Raw genomic sequence first — 23995 nt, 5'->3', positions numbered from 1 at the left:
TATTCTTTATCAACATTTGCGGCTGTTGCAGCCCTTCGTTTTGAAAATGGATTAGATCGATGCGGTGTAAAGGTCGATGGTCTCGCCTTCGGCTACCGTTACCAGTGCCTTCTTGTAAGCGGGCTTCACGCCGGAGATAAAACCCTTCTTGGTGTAGCGGGTCTTGTTCTTGCCGGGTACCACCTGCGTGTTCACGTCGATCACGTTCACGCCGTAGAATTCCTCAACGGCCTTTTTGATCTCCAGCTTGTTGGCCTTGCGGGCAACTTTGAAAGCAAAGCGGCGCAGGGATTCCTGCTGGGCGTTGGCTTTCTCGGTGAGGATCGGCTTTATCAGTACTTCAGAAAGTTTCATCTGAAAAGTGTTATTGCGTTTATCAATTTGTTGTCGGCGCTCTGCTTGTCATCCCGAGCGCAGCGAGGGATCAGGCGGTTGCCTCTTCTTCGGAGCTGGCGAACATCTGCGCGGCGCTTTCGGTCAGCACGAGCACCTCGGAGTTCATGATGTCGTAAGTGTTCACGTCGGAGAGCAGCGTACCGAGTACAGAAGGAACGTTGCGGACGCTCATGTACAGGTTGTCGTTGTATTCCGGGGTGATCAGCATCAGCTTCTTGTCGCCTACTTTAAGGGCGTTGAGGGCGTTGAGCACGGTCTTCGTCTTGGGAACATCGAGGTTGATGTCTTCGATAACGTAGATGGCGCCTGCCTGGGCCTTGTGCGTGAGAGCGGACATCTTGGCGAGGTCCTTCACCTTGCGGTTCAGCTTGATGTCGTAACCGTGGGGCTTGGGGCCGAAGATGGTACCACCACCCTTGTAGAGCGGGTTACGGATGTTGCCCTTACGGGAACCGCCGGTACCTTTCTGCTTGTGCAGCTTGCGGCTGGCACCCTTTACTTCGGCACGGGTTTTCACCTTGTGCGTACCCTGGCGCTGGGCGGCGAGGAATTGCTTCACGGCGAGATAGATCGCGTGGTTGTTCGGCTCGATACCGAAGATCTCCTCAGGCAGCTCGACCGTGCGGCCGGTCTCCTGACCTTGTATGTTTAATACTTTCAGTTCCATGATTACTTCTGGATTAATACGATTGAACCAATATGGCCGGGAACGGAGCCGCTGACCAGGATGTAGTTTTTGTCGGCGAAGATCTTCACGACCTTCAGGCCTTTGACCTTCACGCGGTCGTTGCCCATACGGCCGGCCATGCGCATGCCCTTCATAACGCGGGATGCGTACGACGAGTTACCGATGGAACCCGGAGCGCGCTGACGGTCGTGCTGGCCGTGGGAAGCTTCACCCACACCGGAGAACCCGTGACGCTTTACAACGCCCTGGAAGCCCTTGCCCTTGGTGGTGCCGACGACTTCAACCTTTTCGCCTTCTTCAAAAATGTCTACTGTGATGGATTCGCCGAGTGCCTGCGTAAGAGAGGTGTTGCGGAGTTCCTTAACGACCTTCTTGGGGGAAGTGGAGGCTTTCGAGAAGTGATTGATCTCGGCTTTAACGGAGTGCTTTTCTTTCTTGTCGCCGAATGCGATCTGAAGTGCATTGTAGCCGTCGGTGTCGACGGTCTTAACCTGCGTTACAACGCAGGGACCAGCCTCGATGATCGTGCAGGCGGTTTGCTTGCCGCTTGCATCGAAGATGCTGGTCATCCCGATTTTTTTACCAATGATACCTTTCATGTTTGAGGGTTTACCCCCCCAAGGTTGTACAAGACAGACCCATATGGTATCACGGGTCTTCAATCCTGGTTCACCGGCGACCTTTTCCTTTATCCGTCCCTTGTGGACGTTCCCTGTAGCGGGATTCAGAAGTACCGTCGGCAAACAAACCTCGAAGGGCTTGTTTTATATATAAGCGCAGATTTGAGTTTGGAGCTGGCCGCCCTCCTATCCGCAGTATCGTGATCAGAGCTCTTTTCTCCGGTTCGCCAGCGTGATGCGTAGCGAAGCAGGTTGAGAGATGATTCTTATTTCAATATCGTGTGGTCCTTTCAGACCGATACCGCTTCCTGTGAAGCGGTACCTGTATCCTCAGCTTTTGCGGGTCTGCCCGCCAAAGCCTTGGCGTAGGCGGGTTAGGCCTTGATCTCTACTTCCACACCGGAAGGCAGGTCGAGCTTCGACAGCGCGTCCACCGTGCGGGAGGAGGAGGTGTAGATGTCCAGCAGGCGCTTGTGGGTTGCCAGTTGGAACTGCTCGCGGCTCTTCTTGTTCACGTGGGGCGAGCGCAGTACGGTAAAGATCTTCTTGCGTGTAGGCAGGGGAATGGGTCCTGTTACTACAGCGCCGGTGCTGCGTACGGTCTTGACGATTTTCTCGGCGGACTTATCAACCAGATTATGGTCGTAAGACTGTAATTTGATTCGGATACGCTGGGACATATTTCAAATAGCCATTTTTGGAATGGGAGTGCAAAGGTAACGGACCTGGCCATTCTTTCCAAGGGTTTCCCTTCTTTTTTCTGCAATAAATGCCTAAAATGCCTTTTTCGGGGGCGAGAACGCCAGTGCGGGCGGCAAACGGGCGCCAAAGCCCGGCAAAAAAAGAAGCCGGGCTCCTCCCGGAGCCCGGCCCTTACCTAATGAGCCCTCAAAAAAACGTTTAGAACTGGATCGTGCGCACGGTATCGGCCCGGTTCGCCACCACCGTCACATTTTCCGTTTTGGGAGCGTAGTTCGTGTTGGTCGGAACGAAGGCAATGCTGTAGGCGCCTGCGCTCAGCCCGCGGATCTGCCAGGCTCCGGCAGTAGTGACCGTGCCAGCTACGGTATCCACCCCCTGGATGGCGTATACCTTCGTCTGGAGGGTGTCGGGCAGCACAAGGCCGCGAAGGGAGCCGCCTGTCGACTGCAGGGTGGCGCGGATCACCGGCTTGAGCATATAGCGCCCGTTGCCGGTGCGGTGGATGGAACGGCCGGCGTCAAAGTCCATGAGGAGTTTATAGGCGATGCCGTCGTTGATCTCCTGGTTGATGTTGAGCTTGAGCCCGGATTGCTGCGCGCTGGGGGTTTCCAGGGCGTGACGCTGCCCGTCTACAACGACGTAGTTGTTGTCGCCAAGGAGCAGGCGGATCTGCTGGATGCGGCCGCTCCGGAGCGCTGTTTCTCCCAGCAGCGTGTCGCGGCCGTTGGCGAGGCGGAGCAGGTCGTAGCGCGCGATGCCCACGGAGTCGAGGCTTTGCCAGCCGGTATCTGCGCTGGAGTAGTTGATGCGGACATCGCGTACGTCAACAACCACGGAATCGTAGTCGCCGGGATCGTCGGTGAGGTACACCTGCAGGGTGGCGTTGTTGCTTTGGGTGCCGGGAATGTCTTTCTTGGAACAGGCGGCGAGGATCAGGCCAGCGAATCCGGCGATTGTCAGGATGCTTAGGAAATGTTTTTTCATCTTACGGTTGTTCGTTGTTCCGCCGGGAGCAAGAAAGATGCCAACCTGTTAAGGCTTCCTAAAAACAGGGACGCAAAACAGGTTGTCTCTTACCTGTTCTACAGGGTTCTTTCCGGCGCAGCGACGTTTCCCGGTGAAGATCGCAATCTTTAGCTGAACGCTGCATTTGAGACGGACCGGGCAAACCCTGTGTTTCAGTTTAGTGCTGTGGTATTCGTAGAAATACGATAGCCCTGCTCATTCGTGTCTAACCTGTTTCTCTTTTCCTTGTTCCTTGTTCCCTGTTCCTTATTTTTTATTCCGTGTTCCCTGTTCCCTGTTTTTGCGCCCCATGGCTAAAGCCATGGGCTGGTACATCTCGAAAACCCACGCCTGAAGGCGTGGGCTGGTTAGCGCTAACCACAAACTTCAAACTAAAAAAGAGCCCCCATCCTTTCGGACAGGGGCTCACTCACTATAAGCAAAAGCGGTAATTAATCTTCTACTTTCATTTTGCCTTTGTTCTTCGCGATCACTTCCTCCGCGATGTTGGTCGGGGCGGGAGCATAGTGCGAGAACTCCATGGTGGAAGAGGCGCGGCCAGACGACAGCGAGCGGAGCTGCGTTACGTAGCCGAACATTTCGCTCAGGGGCACCTTGGCCTTGATCACCTCGGCACCGGCACGGCTGTCCATGCCTTCCATCATACCGCGGCGGCGGTTGAGGTCACCGGTCACGTCACCCATGTACTGGGCAGGGGTGATCACCTCAACTTTCATGATCGGCTCGAGCAGCACGGGCTTGCACTTCTTGCCGGCCTCGCGGAAGCCCTGCTTGGCGCAGAGTTCGAAGGACATGGCGTCGGAGTCAACCGCGTGGAAGGAACCGTCGTATACACGCACCTTCAGGTTGTCGAGCGGGTAGCCGGCAAGTACACCGGTGCCCATGGCGCTCTCGAAGCCCTTCTGGATCGAGGGAACGAATTCGCGGGGGATCGAGCCACCGAACAGGTCGTTCACGAACTGGTACTTCTTGTCAGGGTTTTCTTTCAGGAACTCCTCGTCGGCAGGTCCCATCTCGAAGATGATGTCGGCGAACTTACCGCGACCACCGGTCTGCTTCTTCAGCGTCTCGCGGTGCTCCACGTTCTTGGAGAAGGCCTCTTTGTAAGCCACCTGGGGAGCACCCTGGTTTACTTCCACCTTGAACTCGCGACGCATACGGTCAACGATGATCTCGAGGTGCAGCTCACCCATGCCACGCAAGATGGTCTGGCCGGTATCCTCGTCCGTATTTACACGGAGCGTGGGGTCTTCTTCGATCAGCTTGGAGATCGCCATACCCATCTTGTCCACGTCGGCCTGTGTCTTCGGCTCGATCGCGATGGCGATCACCGGCTCGGGGATGAACATGTTCTCGAGAGTGATGGGGTGATCTTCGTGGCAAAGGGTATCGCCCGTCTTGATCTCCTTGAAACCAACGGCGGCACCGATATCACCGGCTTCGATGAAGTCGATCGGGTTCTGCTTGTTGGCGAACATTTTCATGATACGGGAGATACGCTCTTTCTTGCCGCTGCGCACGTTGAGCACGTAGGAGCCGGCGTCGAGCTTACCCGAATAGACCCGGAAGAAGGCGAGACGGCCTACGAAGGGATCGGTCATGATCTTGAACGCGAGGGCCGCGAAGGGCTCCTTGGCGTCGGGGCGGCGGATGAGCTCCTCACCGGTGTTGGGATCGGTGCCTTTCACAGCCTCGATGTCCACGGGAGAAGGCAGGTAGCGGCACACGGCGTCGAGGGCCGTCTGCACACCCTTGTTCTTAAACGAGGAACCGCACATCATCGGCACGATCGACAGGTCGATCGTAGCCTTGCGGATGGCCTCGTGCATTTCGTCTTCGGTGATCGAGTTCGGATCGTCGAAGAACTTCTCCATCAGCTTGTCGTCGTATTCGGCAACGGCCTCAACGAGGGCAGCACGCCACTCCTGGGCTTCTTCCACCATATCAGCAGGCACATCGATCTCATCGAAGGTCATGCCCTCGGTTTCCATGTGCCAGATAATGCCTTTCATCTTGATGAGGTCCACAACGCCCTTGAAGTCGTCTTCAGCACCGATGGGGAGCTGCAGGGGAACGGCTTTGGAACCGAGCATTTCACGCACCTGCTTCACCACCATGAGGAAGTCGGCACCGGAGCGGTCCATCTTGTTAACGAAGCCGATACGGGGTACGTTATAGCGGTTTGCCTGGCGCCATACGGTTTCCGACTGGGGCTCAACGCCGTCCACTGCGGAGAACAGGGCGATCAGGCCATCGAGTACGCGCATGGAGCGCTCCACTTCCACCGTGAAATCCACGTGGCCGGGGGTATCGATGATGTTGAATGCGTATTTTTTGGTGTTGGCGTCTTGCTTACCTTTTACGGTAGGGAAGTTCCACTGGCAGCTTACTGCGGCCGAGGTAATGGTGATACCGCGCTCTTTTTCCTGCTCCATCCAGTCGGTGGTAGCGGCACCGTCGTGCACTTCACCAATCTTGTGGATCATACCGGTGTAGCGCAGGATACGCTCGGTCGTGGTGGTCTTACCGGCATCGATGTGCGCGGCAATACCGAAGTTGCGTTGAAATCTTAAGTCTGCCATGATTATTGAATTGAAAAAAGTTGTTTTCAGGTTTGCGGCCGCAAACCCTTGCTGAGCATGCGTCCGGACCGATTCGCTTCCGGCCGTTTCCGGCAAGGTTCGATTCGGGCACGCAAAGGTAATGAAAAAGGAGGCAACGCGCACATGTGGAAAAACATTGTTTGTTAATCCGGGACGGCCGCAAATACGCTTTGCACCCCTCTTTTTTTATCTGTTTTTCCCTGTGCATAATTTTTGCAAATCATTTACGAGTTGTAATTTTCAACAGCAATTTGCAATCACTTATTAACCCATTAAACAAAAAACCCCGTTAAACATGGCAAAAGCAACCAAGAAGGCCGCCCCCAAAAAGGCCGCCGCCAAGAAGGCCGCTCCCGCTAAGAAGGGCGTAGCCAAGAAGGCCGCATCCAAGGGTGCCTCCAAAGGCGCCGCCAAAAAGGCCGCGCCGAAAAAAGCAGCCGCAGCCAATGGCGGCCGCGCCACTGCCAAGAAAGCCGCGCCCAAGAAGGCCGCCGCTAAAAAGGCAGCGCCCGCCAAAAAAGGCGCTGCGAAAAAAGCCGCCCCTGCCAAGAAAGGCACCGCTAAAAAAGCTGCTCCGGCCAAAAAAGGTGCTGCCAAGAAAGCCGCTCCGGCCAAGAAAGCAGCCCCGGCTAAAAAAGCTGCTGCTAAAAAGGCTGCTCCTGCAAAAAAAGGCGCCGCCAAGAAAGCAGCGCCCGCAAAGAAGGCCGCACCGGCAAAGAAGGCCGCGGCTTCCAAATCCTCCCCTGCTAAAAAAGCCGCAGCCAGGAAGGGCGGACAGGCGGCCGCTTCTAAAGGTGCACCCCAGAAGGCCGCGGCAGCCCGCAGCGGCGCCAGTGCCTCCCGCAGCGGTGGCAGCTCGTCGTCGCGCAGCGGCGGCGCTGCGTCCACGGCCAAGCGTGGTGGCAGCACCCGCAGCGCAGGCGGCGGTGGCGGCACCCGCAGCAATGCCGGCTCCCGCACCAACCAGCGTGCCCAAAGCGGTACTTCCGGCAGCGGCCCTACGGGCGGTCATTTCAACAACGCCGAACAGACCCGCAGCTCCAATACCAACGGCCTCGGAACTGGCAGCAGCGCCGATAGCCTCGAAAGCGGCACTTCGCTGCCCACCGGCACCGACGAATCGGGTGTTTCCTCTTCCGACGTGCTGGGTGGCGACACTACCGGTACCACGGGCGGCGCCATCGGAGGCGGCGGCATGGATGATACCAACGAGGAAATGTAAGCGTTTCCTGCACCTTCAAAGAAAGGCCCCGACGTTGCAGTCGGGGCCTTTCTTTTGGGAGATGCCCGGGCAGGGGAAAACGATCGTCGCGTCAACGGCCCCAAATGAAAGAAGCACCCTGGAAAGGATGCTTCTTCTGTTCGTATAAATCGAATGCCTTAGACTTTGAAGTGAGCGAAAGCCTTGTTGGCTTCAGCCATGCGGTGCGTATCTTCCTTCTTCTTGAAGGCGGCACCTTCACCCTTGGCGGCAGCTACGATCTCGTTGGCCAGCTTGTCGGCCATCGAGCGACCGTTGCGCTCGCGGCTATAGCGGATGAGCCACTTCATGGAGAGGGAGATCTTACGGTCGGGACGCACTTCGGAAGGGATCTGGAAGGTAGCACCACCGATACGGCGGCTGCGTACTTCCACGGCGGGCGTTACGTTCTGGAGGGCTTTCTTCCAGATCTCGTAACCGTCTTCGCCGGTCATCTTGGCCACTTTCTCAATGGCGGTGTAGAAGATCTCGAAGGCTACGCTCTTCTTACCTTCCCACATGATGTTGTTCACGAAACGGGTCACCAGCTTGTCGTTGTAGCGGGGATCCGGGGCTAACGGGAGTTTTTTGGCTTGTGCTTTACGCATAGTATTCTTTTTTCGACCAACAGGTTCTCAGGCGTTTTGCTGAGCTTCTTGATCGGTTTTAGAGGCTTAATTATTTCTTCTTGGCAGGAGCCTTGGCGCCGCCTTTGTCTTTCTTGGTACCGTACTTGGAGCGCGACTTCTTACGGTCTTTTACGCCGGCGGTATCGAGGGAGCCACGAACGATGTGGTAACGTACACCCGGAAGGTCCTTCACACGACCGCCGCGGATCAGCACGATGGAGTGCTCCTGGAGGTTGTGGCCTTCGCCGGGGATGTAGGCGATTACTTCCACCTTGTTGGTGAGACGAACCTTGGCTACCTTACGGAGCGCAGAGTTCGGCTTCTTAGGCGTGGTGGTATATACACGGGTGCAAACGCCGCGACGCTGCGGGCAGCTGTCGAGAGCACGGGATTTGCTCTTGGCGCGGATGATTTCTCTTCCTTTACGAACGAGTTGTTGAATAGTAGGCATTACGAACTTCGATTTATAACCCCAATTTTGGGACGGCAAAGGTAGGGATAAATTTCAGATCTCAGATTTAGGATCTCAGATTTTTTAACGCCACCGGCCGAAAAGATGAAAAAGCCCTGAAAAATTCGGCTTTTGTTGACTTTTCCCCGGCTCGCCCTCCCCTGTTCTTGTAAAAGAAAGACCGCCGGGCGGCGGTCTTTCAGGATAGCTTATTTACGTGCTTTCTGCTTTTTCTGCGGCACCGCTTCCACCGGCACGGGCGTCATCCAGCCGTACTTGTCTTCGCGGCGGCCTTCGCGGATATCGGTGAGCCACTTCTTGATGGTGGGGGCCGTACGCCACTCGTCCACGTTGAAGGTCATCACGAAGTCCTTGTAGCGCAGTTCCTTGATGTAGGAAATAGTCGCGGCCGTACCGGTTCCGAATACCTCGAAGAGGTGACCGGCCTTATAGGCGTCAATGAGCTCGTCGATCGAGATGGCGCGCTGCTCCACGGTGAAGCCCGCTTCCTCGAGCAGCGTCAGGGCGCTGTCGCGCGTGACGCCGGCGAGGATGGTGCCCGCACCGAGGTCCGGGGTCACTGCCTTGTCGCCGATGATGAAGATCACGTTCATGGTGCCGATCTCCTGCACGTACTTATGCTCGAAGGCATCGGTCCACAGCACCTGGTCGTAGCCTTTTTTCTTGGCTTCGGCCGTGGCGTACATCGAAGCGCCGTAGTTGCCGGCCGCCTTCGCGTAGCCGACGCCGCCGGGCACTGCGCGCACATACTGCTCCTCTACGTAGATCCGCATCGGGGCGTTGTAGTACGGGCCTGTGGGGCTCAGGAGGATCATGAACTTATAGGTTTCGGAAGGACGAACGCCGATCAGCTCGTCCGAGGAGAACATGAACGGACGGATATAGAGCGAGTGGTCTTCCTTATTGGGGATCCAGTTGGCATCGAGGGCAATGAGCTGCTTCATGCCTTCCATGAAGATCTCCTCGGGTACCGACGGCATCTGCATCCGCTCGGCGGATACGTTGAAGCGGCGGAAGTTGTCCTGCGGGCGGAAGATGAAGGGGTTGCCCTCGGCGTCCTTGTAGGCCTTGATGCCTTCGAAGATGGCCTGGCCATAGTGCAGGGCGGCGATGGAGGGGCTCAGCAGCAGCGGCTGGTAGGGCTTGATCTCCACGTTTTTCCACTCGCCGTTCTCGTAATCCGCCTCCAGCATGTGGTCGGAGAAATACTTACCGAAGGGAATGTTGTCGAGGTTCAGGTCGCGCAGCTTACTCTGCCCGGCTTTGCTGATTGTAATGTCCATAGAAGAGGTTGCAAGCATATCGTTGTCGTTTAAAGAAAAGGGTTGCGAGAAAAGGTGCTCATCAAAGAAAAACCTGCTACGCTTGCATTTGTGGGCCGCACCCGCAGAAGGCTTAATTTAGCGCAGCAAAGAAACGAAAAATAAGGGCACCCGCCGCCCTTCTTCCCGAAATCTAATGAACCTTAACGATATCCGCCTTACCCCGCAGCACCTGGCCGGACTCTACAGCAGCTCGCTCGTAGAGCTGGGGACCCCGTCGCCGGGCCACCCCCTGCCCCCTCCCGCCGCGGAGCCCGCGCCTGTGGCTGCCTCCCCCCTAGCCCCCCTCCCTGGCCCTCCCCCCTTCCTGGGCCAGCACGGCAAGGGGATCCTGATGGTCAACAACGACCCGGAAGCCCGCTTCATCGCCGACGGCGACCTTGAAGTTTTAACGAAAATCATGGGCCGGGCGGGTATCGGCCTCGCCGACATCGCCATCGTAAACTGGGCGCAGCTGCCGGCGCCCGATGGCCCCGCGCTGCTCGGAGCGCTGCCCAGCCGGCAGGTGCTCCTCTTCGGACTCGGACCCGACGTCTTCGGGTTGCCGGTGTTGTTCCCGCACTACCAGGTGCAGCAGCTGTCGGGGCGCACCTACCTCTGCGCGCCGCCCCTGTCGGTATTGGCCAATGCCGAAGAGGCCGTCAAGAAAAACTTCTGGACCTCCTTTAAAACCTGGCTCGGCTGATCATGGAACTCATCTTTGCCACCAACAATGCGCATAAGGTCGATGAGCTACGGGCGGTGCTTCCCCCGGGCTTCGGGATCCGCTCGCTCCGCGAGGCCGGCATCGACCAGGATATCCCTGAGCCGCACGATACGCTGGAAGCCAACGCGCTCGAGAAGGCTCAGGTGATCGCAGCCCGCACGGGCGGCGACTGCTTCAGCGAGGACACCGGCCTTGAAGTGGCCGCACTGAACGGCGCTCCAGGTGTGCACAGTGCCCGCTATGCCGGCGAAGACCGCGCTCCCACCGCCAATATGGACAAGCTGCTCCGGGCGCTGGCGGGCAAGCCGGACCGCAGCGCCCGCTTCCGAACCATTATTTGCTTATGTTTACGGGGCTCGGTGCATTATTTCGAAGGCATCTGCCCCGGAACGATCACTACCGCACCCAGCGGCAGCGGTGGCTTCGGCTACGACCCGGTATTTATCCCTGACGGGGGCGACGGGCGCAGCTTCGCCGAAATGAGCTTCACCGAGAAGGGCCGGTTCAGCCACCGCCGCAAGGCTGTGGATAAGCTGGTCGCATTTTTGAAACAAACCCACGAAAACCCGCATTGGTGAACCCCGCAAGCAACCAAATGATCTCGGAAAGCGACTTAATAGACGGGTGTATCCGCGGCGAGCGCCGGATGCAGAAGGAGCTCTATGAGCGCTTTTCGGCCAAGATGTACGGTGTTTGCCTGCGCTATGCGGCAGCCGCCGAGGAAGCGGAGGACATCCTGCAGGAAGGGTTCGTCAAGGTCTTCAACAAGATCGGCTCCTTCCGCAGGGAGGGCTCCTTCGAAGGCTGGATCCGGCGCATCATCGTCAACACGGCCATCGAGCACTTCCGGCGGAAGACCTACCTGCAGCCCATCACCGAGAAAGAGGAGCAGACCGTAGCTGGTAATTCCTTTTCGGTGCTGGACGCGCTCGCCGAGAAGGATATCATCGGCCTCGTGCAGCAGTTGTCGCCGGGCTACCGCACGGTGTTCAACATGTACGTGGTGGAAGGCTACACCCACAAGCAGATCTCGGAGCTGCTCGGCATCTCCGAAGGCACCAGCAAATCGCAGCTCTCGCGGGCTAAAGCCATCCTGCAGGAGCTGGTATATACGCATCTGGAACATAAAAAAAGGCAACCCGGATCATGAGTGAGCAATGGATTGAACGACTGAAGCATTTTGAAGCGCCGCCGCCCGCCACCGCGTGGGACCGCGTGGAAGAATCTTTGGATGCAGCCCCGCTGGCCGGGCGCCTGCAGGAGTTCGCTGCGCCCCCGCCACCCGCGCTCTGGGACCGCATCGAATCGGAACTGGATGCTCCGGCGGTAAGTACGGCCGATGAAGCACCGGTGCTCCCCCGCCGCCGCCGCAACTTCGTTCCCTACGCGGCCGCTGCCGCCCTGTTCGGCGCCGCCCTCATCACCACGCTGGTCCTGTTCAACCGCCCGGGCAGCAACCCCGTAGCCCGGCAGGATGATCCCGCGCCCGGCGCTGTTACCGTCCCCGGTCAAACTTCCGGCGAACCCGGCGTGGATACGGGCGCAGCGCAGACGGCCATCGCCGCTACTCCTGCTCCGGACGATCTGAATCCCGACCCCGCCTCCCCTGCCCGAGCCAATGATACCGACGGGCCGAAGCCCGACCGCTCCCGCACCCGCACCGGTACGCTGTCCGCCTCTATTGCCGGCGCCGACCGCTACCTTGTACGCACCCAGCAGAACGGCCACAAGGTGCGCCTTTCCAAAAAGGTGTCGCCCGTGTTCGACTGTGCCGAGCACAGCACCGGCTTCAGCTGGAGCCTTTGCCAAGTCAGCATCGGGGTACTGCAGGAGAAGCTGGCTGCCCAGCCCTCGGCTATCAACACCGATTTTGGTGGCCTCATCGACCGCATCATGGAACTGGAAGCCAAAACCACCGCCCGCTGATGGCCCGCATCAAGCTCACCCTGCCGGAGACCCTCCCGTTTTCGACCAACATTCCTGTCCGCATCACCGACCTGAATTACGGCAACCACCTGGGCAACCATGCCCTGCTGGGCCTCGTGCACGAGGCGCGGGTGCAATACCTCGCAACGCTGGGGGCCACGGAGCTTTCCTTCTTCGGCGCTGCGCTCATCATGAGCGATGCCGCCATCGAATACAAGAGCGAGGCGTTTTACGGAGATGTGCTCTGCTTTGAAATAGGCGCTGCTGAATGGGGCCGCGTCGGCTTCGAGCTCTACTACCGGGTCACGAAAGACGGGGGAAAAACGGTAGTGGCCCTGGCCAAGACCGGCATGATCTGCTTCGACTACGACGCACGCAAGGTCACGAGCGTACCCGATGCCGCCAAAGCCGCGCTGGGGGGATAGTTTATTGGTCTATTTGTCTAATGGTAAAGGGGTCGTCTACGGTGGAACCTTTTTTCCTGATCGGAGCTCCATCAAGGAGTTACCGTATCGGGTAAATCGACCCTGGAAGAACTTTGGCTTTTCATATCCACCAACCCCAAAACCTCTAAAACCTCCAAAACCTTATTCCCGGTTCCAGAGCTCCCAGGACGCTTCCGCCTGAAGCACCAGCATCTCGTGGCCGTTCTTGATGACGGCACCGCGCTCCTGTCCGTTCCTGAGAAAGGCGGTCACTTCGGGGTTGTAAACGAGGTCGTAGAGCAGGTGTTGCGGGCCGATGCCTTCGTAGGGAATGGAGGGAAGGTCGTCGACCTGGGGCCAGGTGCCTAGCGGGGTGGTATTGATGATCAGCGGGTGGGCCTGCACGTCGCCGGTAGTAAGCGTAGCGTAGGTAAAATCCGCATCGCCGCTGCGCGAAACGATGGAGACGCCGATACCGAGCTTGCCGAGTGCATAAAGTACGGCCTGTGCAGCCCCTCCGGTGCCGAGCACGAGTGCCCGCGTGTGCTGCGGCCCCAATAGCGGCTGCAGGGAGCGCGCGAACCCCAGGTGGTCGGTATTGAATCCCTCCAGCTTTCCATCCCGGATGCGAATGCAGTTGCAGGCGCCCATGGCCAGTACCGGCTCGTCGAGCTCCTGCAGGTAGGCGAGAATGTCGCGTTTGTAGGGAATCGTTACGTTGAGCCCGGCGAGGTCGGGGTAGCGCTCCAGCAACGCAGGGAACGCACGGACCGTGTCGAGCTCGAAGTTCTCGTACTGATGGTCCGTGCGGCCCTCGCGCCGGAATTTCTCCGTGAAGAAGGCTTGCGAGAAGGAATGCTTCAGGGTTTGGCCGAGCAGGCCAAAGCGGCGCATCAGGCCTTCTCTTTGGTCAGGAACAGGTGGAAGGTATCGCCGCGCAGGCCGATGCGCATCGCCTCGAGGGGCAGCACTTCGTTGGGAGCGATGTTTCCGAGGTTGACGTTGCAGCCAAGCAGCTCGATGAAGTATAGCTGCTGGGCCTTCTGGGGAGCTTCCCACAGGATCTTCTCGCCGGGGATCTGCGTCAGGATCTCCTGCACAAGGCCTTCGCGCACCTCGCCCGAGCCGCGGTAGATACCCACGTTGCCGGCCTCGCGTGCCTCGGCAATGACGTAGGTGGAGCCTGCGTTGAGCTCGGCGCGCATCAGCTCGATCCACTTATAGGGAGGGATGATGTGGGCCGCATCCTTGGAGCCCACCTCGCTGAGTACGGTAAAGTGCTTGGTAAGCTTCTCCACGTAGCCGCATTTCTCGGCATGGGGGATCTCGATGGAGCCGTCGCTGACTTCTACGTGCGTGATGCCGTAGTTCTTACAAACGTGGATATAATCGTCGAACTGGTTGCGGATCAGGAAGGCCTCGAAAAGCGTACCGCCAAAATAGATCGGCATGCCGGCTTCAGCGTATACTTTCAGCTTATCCTCGAGGTTGGGGGTAACGAAAGAGGTGCCGAAGCCCAGCTTCACGATGTCGACGTGGGGGCCGGAAACGGACAGGAAGTTCTTTGCTTCTTCTACGCTCAGGCCTTTATCCATCACCATGGTGAGGCCGGATGTACGGGGCTTAGCGATGCGTTCGGGTATCTGGGAGAGGTTGAAATTCATGGTGGAGCAGTTTGGGAGATGGCTTAATTGGGCGCAAAATTACGGAACTGTGCGGAAGCGGGGTAGCAAAAATGGCCGGCATTATGGGATGGCCAGATTCGGGAATCGGGAATCGGCAATGCGTTGCACTCAGGGCCAGTCATCCGAGCATACAGCCGTATCATAACAACCGGAAAAGAAAAAGCCGTAGGACATTCCACGGCTTTCTTCACCAATTTTCCGATAACCGGTAAATGACGAGGGTGAACCACCGGATCATACCTTCTCACTCCGGATTGCCGATTGCCGATTGCCGATTCCCGATTCACGCATCACGCCTCACGATCCTTGTCGCCGCTCTTCTTCCGTGCCCGCTTGTTCCGGGCGATGACCTCCACTACGGGCTGGTTCTGGAGCAGCTCGGGGCACAGCGCCACGAACTTGTTGAGGAGCCGCGGCGCCGCCTGTACGGCTCCTTCGAGCGTCAGCAGGCCTTCCTTGGTGCGGCCGAGCGCGATCTGCACCGCGGCGAGGTAATACAGGAACAGTGGCTTCCCTTCCGTATGCTGGAGGGCGGCATGGGCCTGCACCTGCGCTTCCTCGTAGAACTCGGCCTGGTACAGCGTGCGTATCAGGGCTTCCCAGCCCGATTTGTTGCGCGGCTTGTTGCCCACCACCGTCGAGAAGTAGTGGATCGCTTCCTTGAAGGCGCCGAGCTGCAGCTGGCATTCGCCCATCAGCAGGTTGTACTCGGTTTGCTGCCGGTTAAGGCGCAGGGCCGTCTCCAGCTGTTTTGCCGCGGGTGCCCACTGCTGCTCGTTGAAGTAGGTGCAGGCGATCTTATAATGCAGGCGGGCATCCTCGGCATTGAGGTGCACGGCCTTGCGATAGTGGAAGCGGGCCTGGGCGTAGTTCTTCAGGCGGTCGTAGCAATGGCCGATGGCCTCGTAGATGACGTCTTCGGGCTTGGCGAGCTCGAGCACCTTCTCGAGCGCCTCAATGGCCTCCTTGTACTTGCGGAGGCGGATGTAGGCATCGCCGATATTGCGGTAGGCGAAGTCGAATTTCTCGTCGATCACGAGCGCGTACTGGTAGGCGTCAATGGCTTTTTCATAAAGCTTGAGGCCCTGGTAAGCGGCGGCGAGGTTGAACCAGGCGAGCTCGCTGTAGGGGTGCTCGTCGATGATCGAGAGGTGCAGGCGGATGCTCTCCTCGTAGCGGCCGGTAAAGTCGGCCCAGAAGCAGATCTTGTAGAGCGCTTCCTCCGAGGTCGGGTCTTCCTGCAGGATCAGCTGCAGGCAGTCGAATACCTTTTCGAATTCCTCGTAGTCGTCATAGACGTCGGCGAGCTCGAAGAGCAGCTCGATCTTCTCTTCGCCTTCAAACTGGTCGATGGCCTGCTCGAGGATCTCCACGGCGCGGTCCTGCCGGTCGAGGGCGAGGTAGGCGTCGGTCTTGAGGATATAGAGGTTGATATCGGTGGCATCGAGCAGCTCCACCTTCTCCAGTACGTCGAGCGCCTCGTAGTACTTCCGGGTCGAAAGCAGCACGTCGGCCTTGCGCAGGAGCAGAGAAGCGGAAAACGGGAAATATTCGATGGAAAGCTCCGCGGCCTCGAGGGCCTTGGGAAAATCCTCCAGGTCGTCGAAGTAGTCGATGATCTTTTCGAAGGCATCCTCTTCCAGGAAAGTGGCGTCGCGGCCGGCACGCAGGTTGTCGTAATGCCGCAGCAGCTCTCTCAGGGTCTCTTTATCGTTCTCTAGCGGGTCCGTATTCATTCAATAGGTATCAGGTACAAGATACAGCTATGCAGAAAAGGGACCAAGTTTTCGGCCCTTACAGCTCAGCCTTTTGCACCGGAAAATAGACACAGTCGTGCAAAAAATCTTTTTATAATGTTAAAATAAATTTGTATCTTTGTAGTTATATAAACAAATGCGCTCCTTCAACGCACATATCATCCGGAAAAAGCTCATGACTGCAGGGTTCATCGCCCTGTCGGTAGCGGCTTTTGCTACGTTGGGTGATGGCCGGAGCGCAACCCGCCCGACCCAGCGCGGCGGTGCTTCCTATCACAAACTGCTGAGTGTTCGCCCCAGCGCGGCCCTTCGCCCGGGTTTCTCGCTCCGCTCCGGTTATGCCTATAAGGCCGACCGCATCCTGGAGCCTTCCGCACCGGTTCCCTTCGACCTGATGAGCACCACGGTAACTTACCAAAAGGGCAATACGACGTATATCCTTCCGCTCAAGAGCAAGGGCTTCCTCGACAAGGTGAAGATCAACCCGGCTCCCCAGAAATTCTAAGAACCAAAATCAATCCTTATACAGCCCCGCTCCCGCGGGGCTTTGTTTTTTACTGAGGGCAACCGCAGAACAGAAAACAACGAAACAAAGGCGATCAAGGAAAAGAAGGGATTCTTAGCGCTAAGAAAAGAAGAGGCTAAGGTTTTCGCAAAGGGGGTTTTGGGGTCTATCAGCAAAGGTCGCGTCTCTGCAGCATCCTCTATCGTACCCAAAAAGATCTTATTTGCTGCAGACTGGCAAACGCGGAGTGTAGGCAGTGCAAGAAATCATCGGTGTAAATCGTATCAAATCCATGAAATCTGCGTTCCTTCTCTTTGTTAGCCCGTCGTCATCCCACCGCCCCTAAATAAAAAAGGCCCCGCCAAGGCGGGGTCTCTGTAGTTCGATATTCAAAATTCCTTCTTCAATATTCGCTATTCCCTACCTACCTCCTTTCGGGCCTTTGCTTTCCTCGTACGACAGCACACGGAAGCCGGCCTTGGGCAGGTCAAACTTGGCAGCGGGCACTGGGTTCATGTTGATCTTCGAAACCGTATAGGTCACCTTCAGCGAGCCTACATTGGATTCATACTCCATGGCAAGCCCCGGGAGGTTGCGGTTTACATACTGGAAATCGGTGCTTTCGGGCACGAGGTCGGGCGTATACCACACCACGAAGGTGGATCCGTCGGCCAGCTTGCCTACCGCCTTCGTGCACTTGTACCCCTGGATCGTCTTCGATTCGCTTGTGAACGAGAACTTAACGTCCTCGTAACGGCGGTTCGCGTCTTTCCAGTTAGCGGGCGTCATGCGGATGATATACTTCTGCGGTCCGTATTCCTTTACGTTGAACACCGCCTTGGCCCCATCATCGATGATGGTGGCCTCGGTGCCGAGGGAAGAGACCATCTCCGTGCGGCTCTTGTTGCCCTTCAGGTACACGGTGGACGTGGCCCCGTCGAGGAAGTCGGCGGCGCGCGGTCGCTCCGTGCCCGTGTTGATCACGATGTCATACGTGATCGTGGCTTCGGTAAGCTTTTTCTGCGCCCCGGCCGAAACCGAGAGCAGCGCTGCCGTTATAAAAAGTAGACCTGTTTTCATTTCTATGGGTTCTGGGATATAGACGGTCTAAAGTAGCCATTTAGTTGCTTCACCGGCCAGTGGTAACAGGTACAAAGGGCAAATGTTAATAAAAAGCCCTGTTCCCCCAAGGGGGCACTTAGGCGGTGACAGTTCCTCCAGTAGCCGTCCGTCTCAAAGCTGAAGGAGTTGGATTAGGACATTACCCGATTGCCGGAATTGGAAGCAAATCGGCCCAGGCCTTCGTCACATGTTCGTACGTTGATAAAGTTCTTTATCCTCCCCGAACACCTGAAAATCAAAAGCCCCGACGGTTCCGTCGGGGCTTTTGAAACTAACTGCTTTGAGAAAAGTGCAACGTGAAAAGTATATCCGGCCTAAGTGCCCCCTTGGGGGGACAGGGGGCCTATTTCTTCTTGCCTTTATTCTGCAGCTCCTGCAGTTTGCGCTGCTGCTCCTGCATCGCCTGCATCCGCTCGGCCAGGCCCGGCTTTTTGGGCTTCTTGCGGTTTTCCTCGAGCTGCAGCAGGATCTTGTCGTGGTTGATGATGTAGTTCTGGATCACGAACTGGAGCAGCAGGGTGATCACGTTCGATACCGTGTAGTACCAGGTAAGGGCCGAGGGCAGCTTGTTGAAGATGAAGAGCATCACCACCGGGAAGATGTAGGGCATGTACTTCATCATCGGGTTGTCCTGCGTCGGCGTCATGCTCATGGAGTAGAGCGAGATGGCCAGCGAGGTCAGTACCGCCGTGATGGTGAAGAGGCTCAGGTGCTCGCCCAGCAGCGGGATGTGGAAGCCGAAGTTGATCGGCGCATCGTACTGCGACAGGTCATCGGCCCAGAGGAACTTCTCACCGCGAAGGGCTACCGCCGAGTTGAAGAAGCTATAGAGGGCAAAGAAGATCGGGATCTGCAGCAACGCGGGGATGCAGCCGCCAAGCGGATTCACGCCGGCCTCGCGGAAGAGCTGCATCTGGCCCATCGATACGGCCTGCTGGTCGCCTTCGTGCTTCTCTTTCAGCTTGTCGATCTCGGGCTTCAGGGCCTTCATCTTGGCGCCGCTGAGGTAGCTCGAATAGGTAAGCGGGGAGATCAGCAGGCGGATGAACAGCGTCAGGAGCAGGATCACAATCCCGTAGTTGCTCACAAAGCCGCGGAAGAAGTCGAATACCGGAATGATGATCCAGCGGTTCAGGTACTTCACGAAAGCGAACATACCGGAGCCGAGGTTCACCATGCTGGAAAGGTCGTTGCCGTATTGCTGGAGGATCTTGTAGTCGTTGGGACCGTAGTAGAGGCCGAGGGCGGCGGTGCCCGTGGCGGGCAGAACGAGCTTCATTGAAGCGGTGGCATTCACGATGAGCGGGTTGCGGGCGGCGGAATCGCCCTGCGGGGTCGTCCACTGCACGGTGCCGGAGGCAAAGTTGCTCTTGGCCAGCAGGGTCTGGTTAAAGAACTGCTGCTTCACGGCTACCCAGTTCACCGGCTTCTCGAAGGTGAGCGGGCCGGAGCCGAGCACGTTCTCGTCGTCGTAATCGCCGTCCTCGCGGTAGGAGATCGCCGACATCTGGCGCTCGTAGTCGATGTCTTTCTGCAGGGCCAGGGCATGGTCGCTCCAGTTGAGCGTCAGCTGCTGGCCCCCGGCAGCGGCGGTGGGCACGGTGAGGTTGAAGTCCATCATGTAGTGGCCCTTGCGGATGACGTATTGGTGCTGCACCGGGCCGTTGGGCGTGTTGAGCCGGAAGGTGACCACCTGGGAGCCGTCGGCGCCCGGGGCTACCTGGCCGCCGGTGAAATAGAAGTTCGAAACGCTGCTGGACGCGTTGGTGCCGGTAATAATGTTGTAGTCGATGCGATCGCCGGGAGCGCCACCAAGACGCACGAAGCCGCTGTCCGGGCCTTTGAAGCCCTTCAGCTCTACGTACTTAGGCTGGCCGCCCTTGTTGGTGAAGGCAACGCGGAGGAGGTCGGTCTCCACGGTGGTGAGTTGCTCCGTGCCGCGGATCAGCGAATCCATCTGGCCGGCTGCGCCCACCTGTGCCATCGAATCGTTGTAGCGGGCCTGGCGGGCCTGGGCGGCCGTATCGACTTTCAAGCGATTGATGGAATCCTTTTTTGCCTGCTCGATGCGGGCCTGCTCGTTGAAGGCAGCCTTTTCCTTGTTGATGTAGAAGAAGTAGCCGAAGAAAAGCACGGCCAGGAGCACGAAGCCCAATATGGTGTTGCGGTCAAAATTCATCCGAACCTTGTTTAAAGGCCGCAAAGGTAAGCATCCGGGCGCAAGCGGCAGGGAAAGGTTTTGAGGGGGGGGTTGGAGGTTTTAGAGGTTTTGGAGGTTCTGGGGGTTCTGGGGGTTGCGGGAATCGGCGGGTTGAAAAGGGGCACACCGGGTCGGTTACCGACAGCGCGGCGGTAGCCGCCGGCATCCACGCGCCGGTGGCCGAAAAGCGCGCCCTCCGCCCGCTCCTGCCTTACCTTTAGGACGAAACGAAGGCTCCTGCGGTACCACATCGCGGAGAAGAAAGTCTTTTCCGCCGCCCTCCCCCGCGCCGGCGGCAGGCTTTCGATCCGCCTGTTGCATCCCGCCCTTCCTCGCCAATCCTGATCCATGACCGGAAAAGACCGCATCCAAATTGTAAAGGGCGACATCGCGAAAATCGCCGTCGATGCCATCGTGAATGCCGCCAATACCTCGCTGCTCGGTGGCGGCGGGGTCGACGGCGCCATTCACCGCGCCGGTGGTCCGCAGATACTCGAGGAGTGCCGCGCCATCGTAGCCCGGCAGGGCGGTTGCGCACCAGGCGAGGCCGTGATCACGGGTGGGGGCGCGCTGCCGGCGAAATGGGTGATCCACACCGTAGGACCGGTCTGGAACGGCGGGCACAAGGGCGAGCGCGAAAAGCTGGCGGCCTGCTACCGCAACTCGCTCCGACTCGCGGAGCAGCACGGCATCCGCTCGATCGCCTTTCCGAATATCAGCACGGGCGTGTATCGCTTCCCCAAGGCCGATGCGGCCACCATCGCGTACAGTACGGTGCTGCTCTTCCTCGACGCCACCGATGCCATCGACGAAGTGCAGTTCGTGTGCTTCGACGACGAGAACTATACGCTTCTGCTGCAACAGCACGACAACGCACCCTCCTGAACGCAGCCGGCCCTACATCAGAGCGGCGCTCCTTTCTGCATTTTCCGGATCACCTCGAGTCCCCAGTCTTTGCTGCCACCGGTAGCCAGTGCCCGCGCGCGGGCTTTCAGCTCCCATTCGAGTGCTTCCTTCCGACGGCCAAGGCGGTACAGCAGGTGCGCATAGGTATCGAGGTACTCGGGCCGCATCGCCCCCTCCCCTTCGAGGGTGCGGGCGCTCCATCGCAATGCGTCCCGGAGGCGGACCGAATCTCCTTCGCGCAGGATGCCCCAGGCCAGGGCATTGAGCTCCCGCGGATCCGCATCGGCCGAGGCTCCATAGGCAAGCGCCGCATCGTATGCGGCTTTGTCGTTGCTGTGATAGGCGTAGAATAATTGCTTCACCCGGAAAACAGCGCGGCCCGCGAACTCGGGATAGGCCGCCCGCGTCTGCGCGGTCCAGCGCTCCCAGTCCGCTTCGCTCATCTCCGGGCGGATGCCGTTTTCAGAAAAAGCGTCGCGCACAACCATTCCGAGCAAGAGCTCGTGCAGGTGCGCGGCCGGCGCCACCATACCGAATGCTTCCGGCCGGGTGCGCATGAGCACAAAACCGGTATCGTGGGGCGTACGCGTCACGGTGTACAGGAATTCGGCGTTTTCGGCGGTGAGCAAGTCTGGCTGCGTGGCGAGGTAGGCTGTGCTGTACACCCGCAACGCGCTGTCGTCGTGGGCACGCCGCGCAAGCAGGGCGAGTCGGTGTAAAAAAGGCGCGTCGCGCCGGCCCGCGTTGAAGCGACGCACCTGCAACAGGTATTGCCGGCCCGTATCGAGCGCGGCCCGTCCTCTTTCCAGGAATTCCTCCGGTTTTGCACTGCCTGTTTCCCGGTGCACGAGCTCACCGTCGGCGTTGAAGAACAGGTAGGTGGGAAACACACCGATGGCATACTCCCGCAGGAAGGCTGCCGCCAGGGGATACCGCGCCCGGACATGGGGAGCGTCCGTCGCCGTCGTATTGAGCTGCAGCTTGATGTTGATGAAGTGCTTGTTGAAGTAGTCGCCGACGTCCTTCCGTGGAAATACGGTACGGTCCATCAGGCGGCAGGGCGCGCAGTTGCTGGTGTAGGCATCCACAAAGATGTACTTGCCTTCGCGGCGGGCCTCGTCGCGGATGGCTTGCCAGTCGGCACCCTTCCCGAACCGGATTCCTTGTGCAGACAGGGAGGCGACGGATAACATACAGACACTAAAGGCGACTGCCTTAAGGAAGCGCAGGTGCATGGGCTATTGGTTTAGGGGGCGTTGCGGGCAAGACGATCGCTCCTGCCGGCGGGCACCCAGGCTAGGATACCATGACCGCATCTATTCCATAAACCACCCAAAAAAAGAGACGCACCAGGTGCGTCTCTACTTCGATATTCAATATTCCTTGTTCCTTATTAGATATTCCCTAGATCATCTCGCTTTGCAGCAGCGGGTTCTTTGCGGAGGACGACCGGTTCTCGTTGTAGAGGCGCGCTGCGGCCACGAAGTGTACGAAGAGCGGGTGCGGCGCTTCCACGGTGCTCTTGAGCTCGGGGTGGTACTGCACGCCGATAAAGAAGGGATGGCCCGGCAGCTCCACGATCTCGACGAGGCCGGTCTCGGGGTTGCGGCCCGAAGCCACCATGCCGCCCTGCTCGTATTGCTCCAGGAAGGCGTTGTTGAATTCGTAGCGGTGGCGGTGGCGCTCCGTGATGGCCGTACTGCCGTAGATCTTATGGGCCAGCGTTCCGGCCTTGATTTCGCAGGGATAGGCGCCGAGGCGCATCGTGCCGCCCTTCGCCGTGATGGCCTTCTGCTCCTCCATCATGTTGATGACGGCGTCGGTGGTTGCGGGGTCCATCTCGGTGGAATGCGCGCCCTGGATGCCGAGCTTGTGCCGGCCGTACTCGATCACCGACATCTGCATGCCGAGGCAAATACCGAAGAAGGGCAGCCCGCTCTCGCGCGCATACTTCACGGCCGTGATCTTGCCTTCGATGCCGCGGTTGCCGAAGCCGGGCGCCACGAGAAGCCCGTCGAGGTTGGCGAGTTTCTCGGCGATATTATCTTCCTGGAGGAACTCGGAGTGGATCGGCACCACCTGCACCTTACACTCGTTAATGGCACCGGCATGGATAAACGCTTCGAGGATCGACTTGTACGCGTCCTGTAATTCTACATATTTGCCGATGAGGCCGATCGTGAGCCGCGCCTTCGGGTATTTGAGTTTGTTGAGAAAAGCCTTCCATTTCTCGAGATCGGGTTCGCGGTAGCCGGAGATATTCAGCTTCTTGAGCACGATCTCGTCAAGCTTCTCGTTCTGCATCAGCAGCGGTACCTCGTAGATGGTGCCGGCGTCGGGCGCCTCGATCACCGCCTCCGGCTTCACGTTGCAGAACTGCGCGATCTTTCGCTTGATGTCGTTGTTGAGCGGCTCCTCGGTGCGGCACACGATCACGTCGGGGAAAACGCCGTTCTCCGACAGCATCTTCACCGAGTGCTGCGTCGGCTTCGTCTTCAGCTCCTTGGCCGCTTTCAGGTACGGGATCAGCGTGAGGTGCACCACCAGGAGGTCCTCTTCGGGCAGGTCCCACTGCAGCTGGCGCACCGCCTCGATATAGGGCAGCGACTCGATGTCGCCCACCGTACCGCCCAGCTCCGTAAGTACGATATCATACTCGTTCTTCTGGCCGAGGGCAAGCATGCGGCGCTTGATCTCGTCGGTGATGTGCGGCACTACCTGCACCGTCTTTCCCAGGTAAGCGCCCTCGCGTTCCTTGTTGATCACCGTCTGGTAAATGCGGCCCGTGGTGACGTTGTTGGCCTGCGAGGTGTAGATATTGAGGAAGCGCTCGTAGTGGCCGAGGTCGAGGTCGGTCTCGGCGCCGTCTTCCGTTACATAGCATTCGCCATGCTCATAGGGGTTGAGGGTGCCGGGGTCGACGTTGATATAGGGGTCGAATTTCTGGATCGTTACGCGGAGGCCGCGGGCCTGGAGCAGCTTCGCGAGCGAGGCTGCGATGATGCCCTTGCCCAGGGAAGAAGTGACGCCGCCGGTAACAAAAATATACTTGGCCATCGTTTCAG

Annotated in this window: 24 protein-coding genes; 8 read left to right on the top strand and 16 right to left on the bottom strand. The window is 58.4% G+C overall.

The genetic code is table 11. The features are described 5' to 3' along the window. Positions 1-51 precede the first annotated feature (51 nt). From rplW to fusA, 6 genes are all read right to left on the bottom strand, one after another. Positions 52-354 carry a 50S ribosomal protein L23 gene (rplW, locus tag ABD937_RS07945; RefSeq protein ID WP_345254892.1) on the bottom strand — a complete coding sequence of 101 codons (303 nt, stop codon included), beginning with the start codon at positions 352-354 and terminating at the stop codon, positions 52-54. A 70-nt stretch (positions 355-424) separates the two neighbouring features. Continuing rightward, positions 425-1063: a 50S ribosomal protein L4 gene (gene rplD / locus ABD937_RS07940; protein ID WP_345254891.1), complete on the bottom strand. Its 639-nt coding sequence runs from the start codon at positions 1061-1063 to the stop codon at positions 425-427. A gap of 2 nt (positions 1064-1065) precedes the next feature. Continuing rightward, the gene (rplC, locus tag ABD937_RS07935) at positions 1066-1683 is read right to left on the bottom strand and encodes a 50S ribosomal protein L3 (protein ID WP_345254890.1); all 618 of its coding nucleotides are present in this window, start codon (positions 1681-1683) and stop codon (positions 1066-1068) included. Between the two features lie 395 nt (positions 1684-2078). Beyond that, entirely contained in the window at positions 2079-2384 is a 306-nt protein-coding gene (rpsJ, locus tag ABD937_RS07930; protein WP_028787065.1) for a 30S ribosomal protein S10, read from the bottom strand. A gap of 220 nt (positions 2385-2604) precedes the next feature. Then, positions 2605-3390, bottom strand: coding sequence for a DUF4382 domain-containing protein (locus tag ABD937_RS07925; protein WP_345254889.1), 786 nt, complete (start codon positions 3388-3390; stop codon positions 2605-2607). A 473-nt stretch (positions 3391-3863) separates the two neighbouring features. Then, positions 3864-6014 (bottom strand): elongation factor G, encoded by a 2151-nt coding sequence (fusA, locus tag ABD937_RS07920; protein WP_345254887.1) that lies wholly within the window; start codon positions 6012-6014, stop codon positions 3864-3866. A 316-nt stretch (positions 6015-6330) separates the two neighbouring features. Here fusA and ABD937_RS07915 point away from each other — a divergent pair, with 316 nt between their 5' ends. Beyond that, on the top strand, positions 6331-7257 hold the full coding sequence (locus ABD937_RS07915) for a hypothetical protein (RefSeq protein ID WP_345254885.1): 927 nt from the start codon (positions 6331-6333) through the stop codon (positions 7255-7257). A gap of 158 nt (positions 7258-7415) precedes the next feature. On the opposite strand, the gene rpsG is transcribed toward ABD937_RS07915, so the two are convergent. The 3 genes from rpsG to ABD937_RS07900 form a co-directional block, all read right to left on the bottom strand. Continuing rightward, positions 7416-7883 carry a 30S ribosomal protein S7 gene (gene rpsG / locus ABD937_RS07910; protein WP_345254883.1) on the bottom strand — a complete coding sequence of 156 codons (468 nt, stop codon included), beginning with the start codon at positions 7881-7883 and terminating at the stop codon, positions 7416-7418. Between the two features lie 70 nt (positions 7884-7953). Next, positions 7954-8355, bottom strand: a complete 402-nt coding sequence (gene rpsL / locus ABD937_RS07905; protein ID WP_131850560.1) for a 30S ribosomal protein S12 — start codon at positions 8353-8355, stop codon at positions 7954-7956. A 209-nt stretch (positions 8356-8564) separates the two neighbouring features. After that, the gene (locus ABD937_RS07900; protein ID WP_345254879.1) at positions 8565-9659 is read right to left on the bottom strand and encodes a branched-chain amino acid aminotransferase; all 1095 of its coding nucleotides are present in this window, start codon (positions 9657-9659) and stop codon (positions 8565-8567) included. A 175-nt stretch (positions 9660-9834) separates the two neighbouring features. Here ABD937_RS07900 and ABD937_RS07895 point away from each other — a divergent pair, with 175 nt between their 5' ends. From ABD937_RS07895 to ABD937_RS07875, 5 genes are read left to right on the top strand one after another with little or no spacing between them, the layout of a single operon-like run. After that, the gene (locus tag ABD937_RS07895) at positions 9835-10383 is read left to right on the top strand and encodes a hypothetical protein (protein WP_345254877.1); all 549 of its coding nucleotides are present in this window, start codon (positions 9835-9837) and stop codon (positions 10381-10383) included. A 2-nt stretch (positions 10384-10385) separates the two neighbouring features. Next, entirely contained in the window at positions 10386-10982 is a 597-nt protein-coding gene (gene rdgB, locus ABD937_RS07890) for an RdgB/HAM1 family non-canonical purine NTP pyrophosphatase (RefSeq protein ID WP_345254875.1), read from the top strand. Then, entirely contained in the window at positions 10979-11554 is a 576-nt protein-coding gene (locus ABD937_RS07885; RefSeq protein WP_345254873.1) for an RNA polymerase sigma factor, read from the top strand. The genes rdgB and ABD937_RS07885 overlap by 4 nt, the downstream gene beginning before the upstream one ends. Beyond that, a complete protein-coding gene (locus tag ABD937_RS07880) occupies positions 11551-12330 on the top strand; it encodes a hypothetical protein (protein ID WP_345254871.1) in 780 nt (259 codons plus the stop codon). Before ABD937_RS07885 ends, ABD937_RS07880 begins: the two co-directional genes overlap by 4 nt. Continuing rightward, positions 12330-12755, top strand: a complete 426-nt coding sequence (locus ABD937_RS07875; RefSeq protein WP_345254869.1) for an acyl-CoA thioesterase — start codon at positions 12330-12332, stop codon at positions 12753-12755. The genes ABD937_RS07880 and ABD937_RS07875 overlap by 1 nt, the downstream gene beginning before the upstream one ends. Positions 12756-12917: 162 nt before the next feature. Here ABD937_RS07875 and ABD937_RS07870 read toward each other — a convergent pair whose 3' ends face one another. The 3 genes from ABD937_RS07870 to ABD937_RS07860 all read right to left on the bottom strand — a co-directional run bounded on the left by ABD937_RS07870 (position 12918) and on the right by ABD937_RS07860 (position 16176). After that, positions 12918-13649, bottom strand: coding sequence for a shikimate dehydrogenase family protein (locus tag ABD937_RS07870; protein WP_345254867.1), 732 nt, complete (start codon positions 13647-13649; stop codon positions 12918-12920). Then, positions 13649-14419, bottom strand: a complete 771-nt coding sequence (locus tag ABD937_RS07865) for a phosphosulfolactate synthase (protein WP_345254865.1) — start codon at positions 14417-14419, stop codon at positions 13649-13651. Before ABD937_RS07865 ends, ABD937_RS07870 begins: the two co-directional genes overlap by 1 nt. A 311-nt stretch (positions 14420-14730) precedes the next feature. Continuing rightward, positions 14731-16176 carry a tetratricopeptide repeat protein gene (locus ABD937_RS07860; RefSeq protein WP_345254863.1) on the bottom strand — a complete coding sequence of 482 codons (1446 nt, stop codon included), beginning with the start codon at positions 16174-16176 and terminating at the stop codon, positions 14731-14733. A 157-nt stretch (positions 16177-16333) separates the two neighbouring features. Between ABD937_RS07860 and ABD937_RS07855 the strand changes: the two genes are divergently transcribed. Continuing rightward, positions 16334-16702 (top strand): hypothetical protein, encoded by a 369-nt coding sequence (locus tag ABD937_RS07855; protein ID WP_345254861.1) that lies wholly within the window; start codon positions 16334-16336, stop codon positions 16700-16702. Between the two features lie 420 nt (positions 16703-17122). On the opposite strand, the gene ABD937_RS07850 is transcribed toward ABD937_RS07855, so the two are convergent. Together ABD937_RS07850 and yidC are read right to left on the bottom strand one after the other, a co-directional pair. Then, positions 17123-17782 (bottom strand): DUF4412 domain-containing protein, encoded by a 660-nt coding sequence (locus ABD937_RS07850; RefSeq protein WP_345254860.1) that lies wholly within the window; start codon positions 17780-17782, stop codon positions 17123-17125. A 385-nt stretch (positions 17783-18167) separates the two neighbouring features. Further along, a complete protein-coding gene (yidC, locus tag ABD937_RS07845) occupies positions 18168-20003 on the bottom strand; it encodes a membrane protein insertase YidC (RefSeq protein WP_345254859.1) in 1836 nt (611 codons plus the stop codon). Positions 20004-20372: 369 nt separating this feature from the next. Here yidC and ABD937_RS07840 point away from each other — a divergent pair, with 369 nt between their 5' ends. Beyond that, positions 20373-20909 carry an O-acetyl-ADP-ribose deacetylase gene (locus ABD937_RS07840; protein ID WP_345254858.1) on the top strand — a complete coding sequence of 179 codons (537 nt, stop codon included), beginning with the start codon at positions 20373-20375 and terminating at the stop codon, positions 20907-20909. Between the two features lie 17 nt (positions 20910-20926). Here the strand turns inward: ABD937_RS07840 and ABD937_RS07835 are convergent, their stop codons facing one another. After that, positions 20927-22165, bottom strand: a complete 1239-nt coding sequence (locus ABD937_RS07835; RefSeq protein ID WP_345254857.1) for a thioredoxin family protein — start codon at positions 22163-22165, stop codon at positions 20927-20929. A 169-nt stretch (positions 22166-22334) separates the two neighbouring features. Beyond that, complete coding sequence (gene pyrG / locus ABD937_RS07830; RefSeq protein WP_345254856.1) at positions 22335-23987, bottom strand: CTP synthase; 1653 nt, start codon at positions 23985-23987, stop codon at positions 22335-22337. Between the last annotated feature and the right edge of the window lie 8 nt (positions 23988-23995).

It is taken from the genome of Flaviaestuariibacter amylovorans, assembly GCF_039541815.1.
GTDB lineage: Bacteria > Bacteroidota > Bacteroidia > Chitinophagales > Chitinophagaceae > Flavisolibacter > Flavisolibacter amylovorans.
The sequence above is the reverse complement of the archived record's forward strand: the minus strand, read 5'-3'. Positions and strand labels throughout refer to the sequence as shown.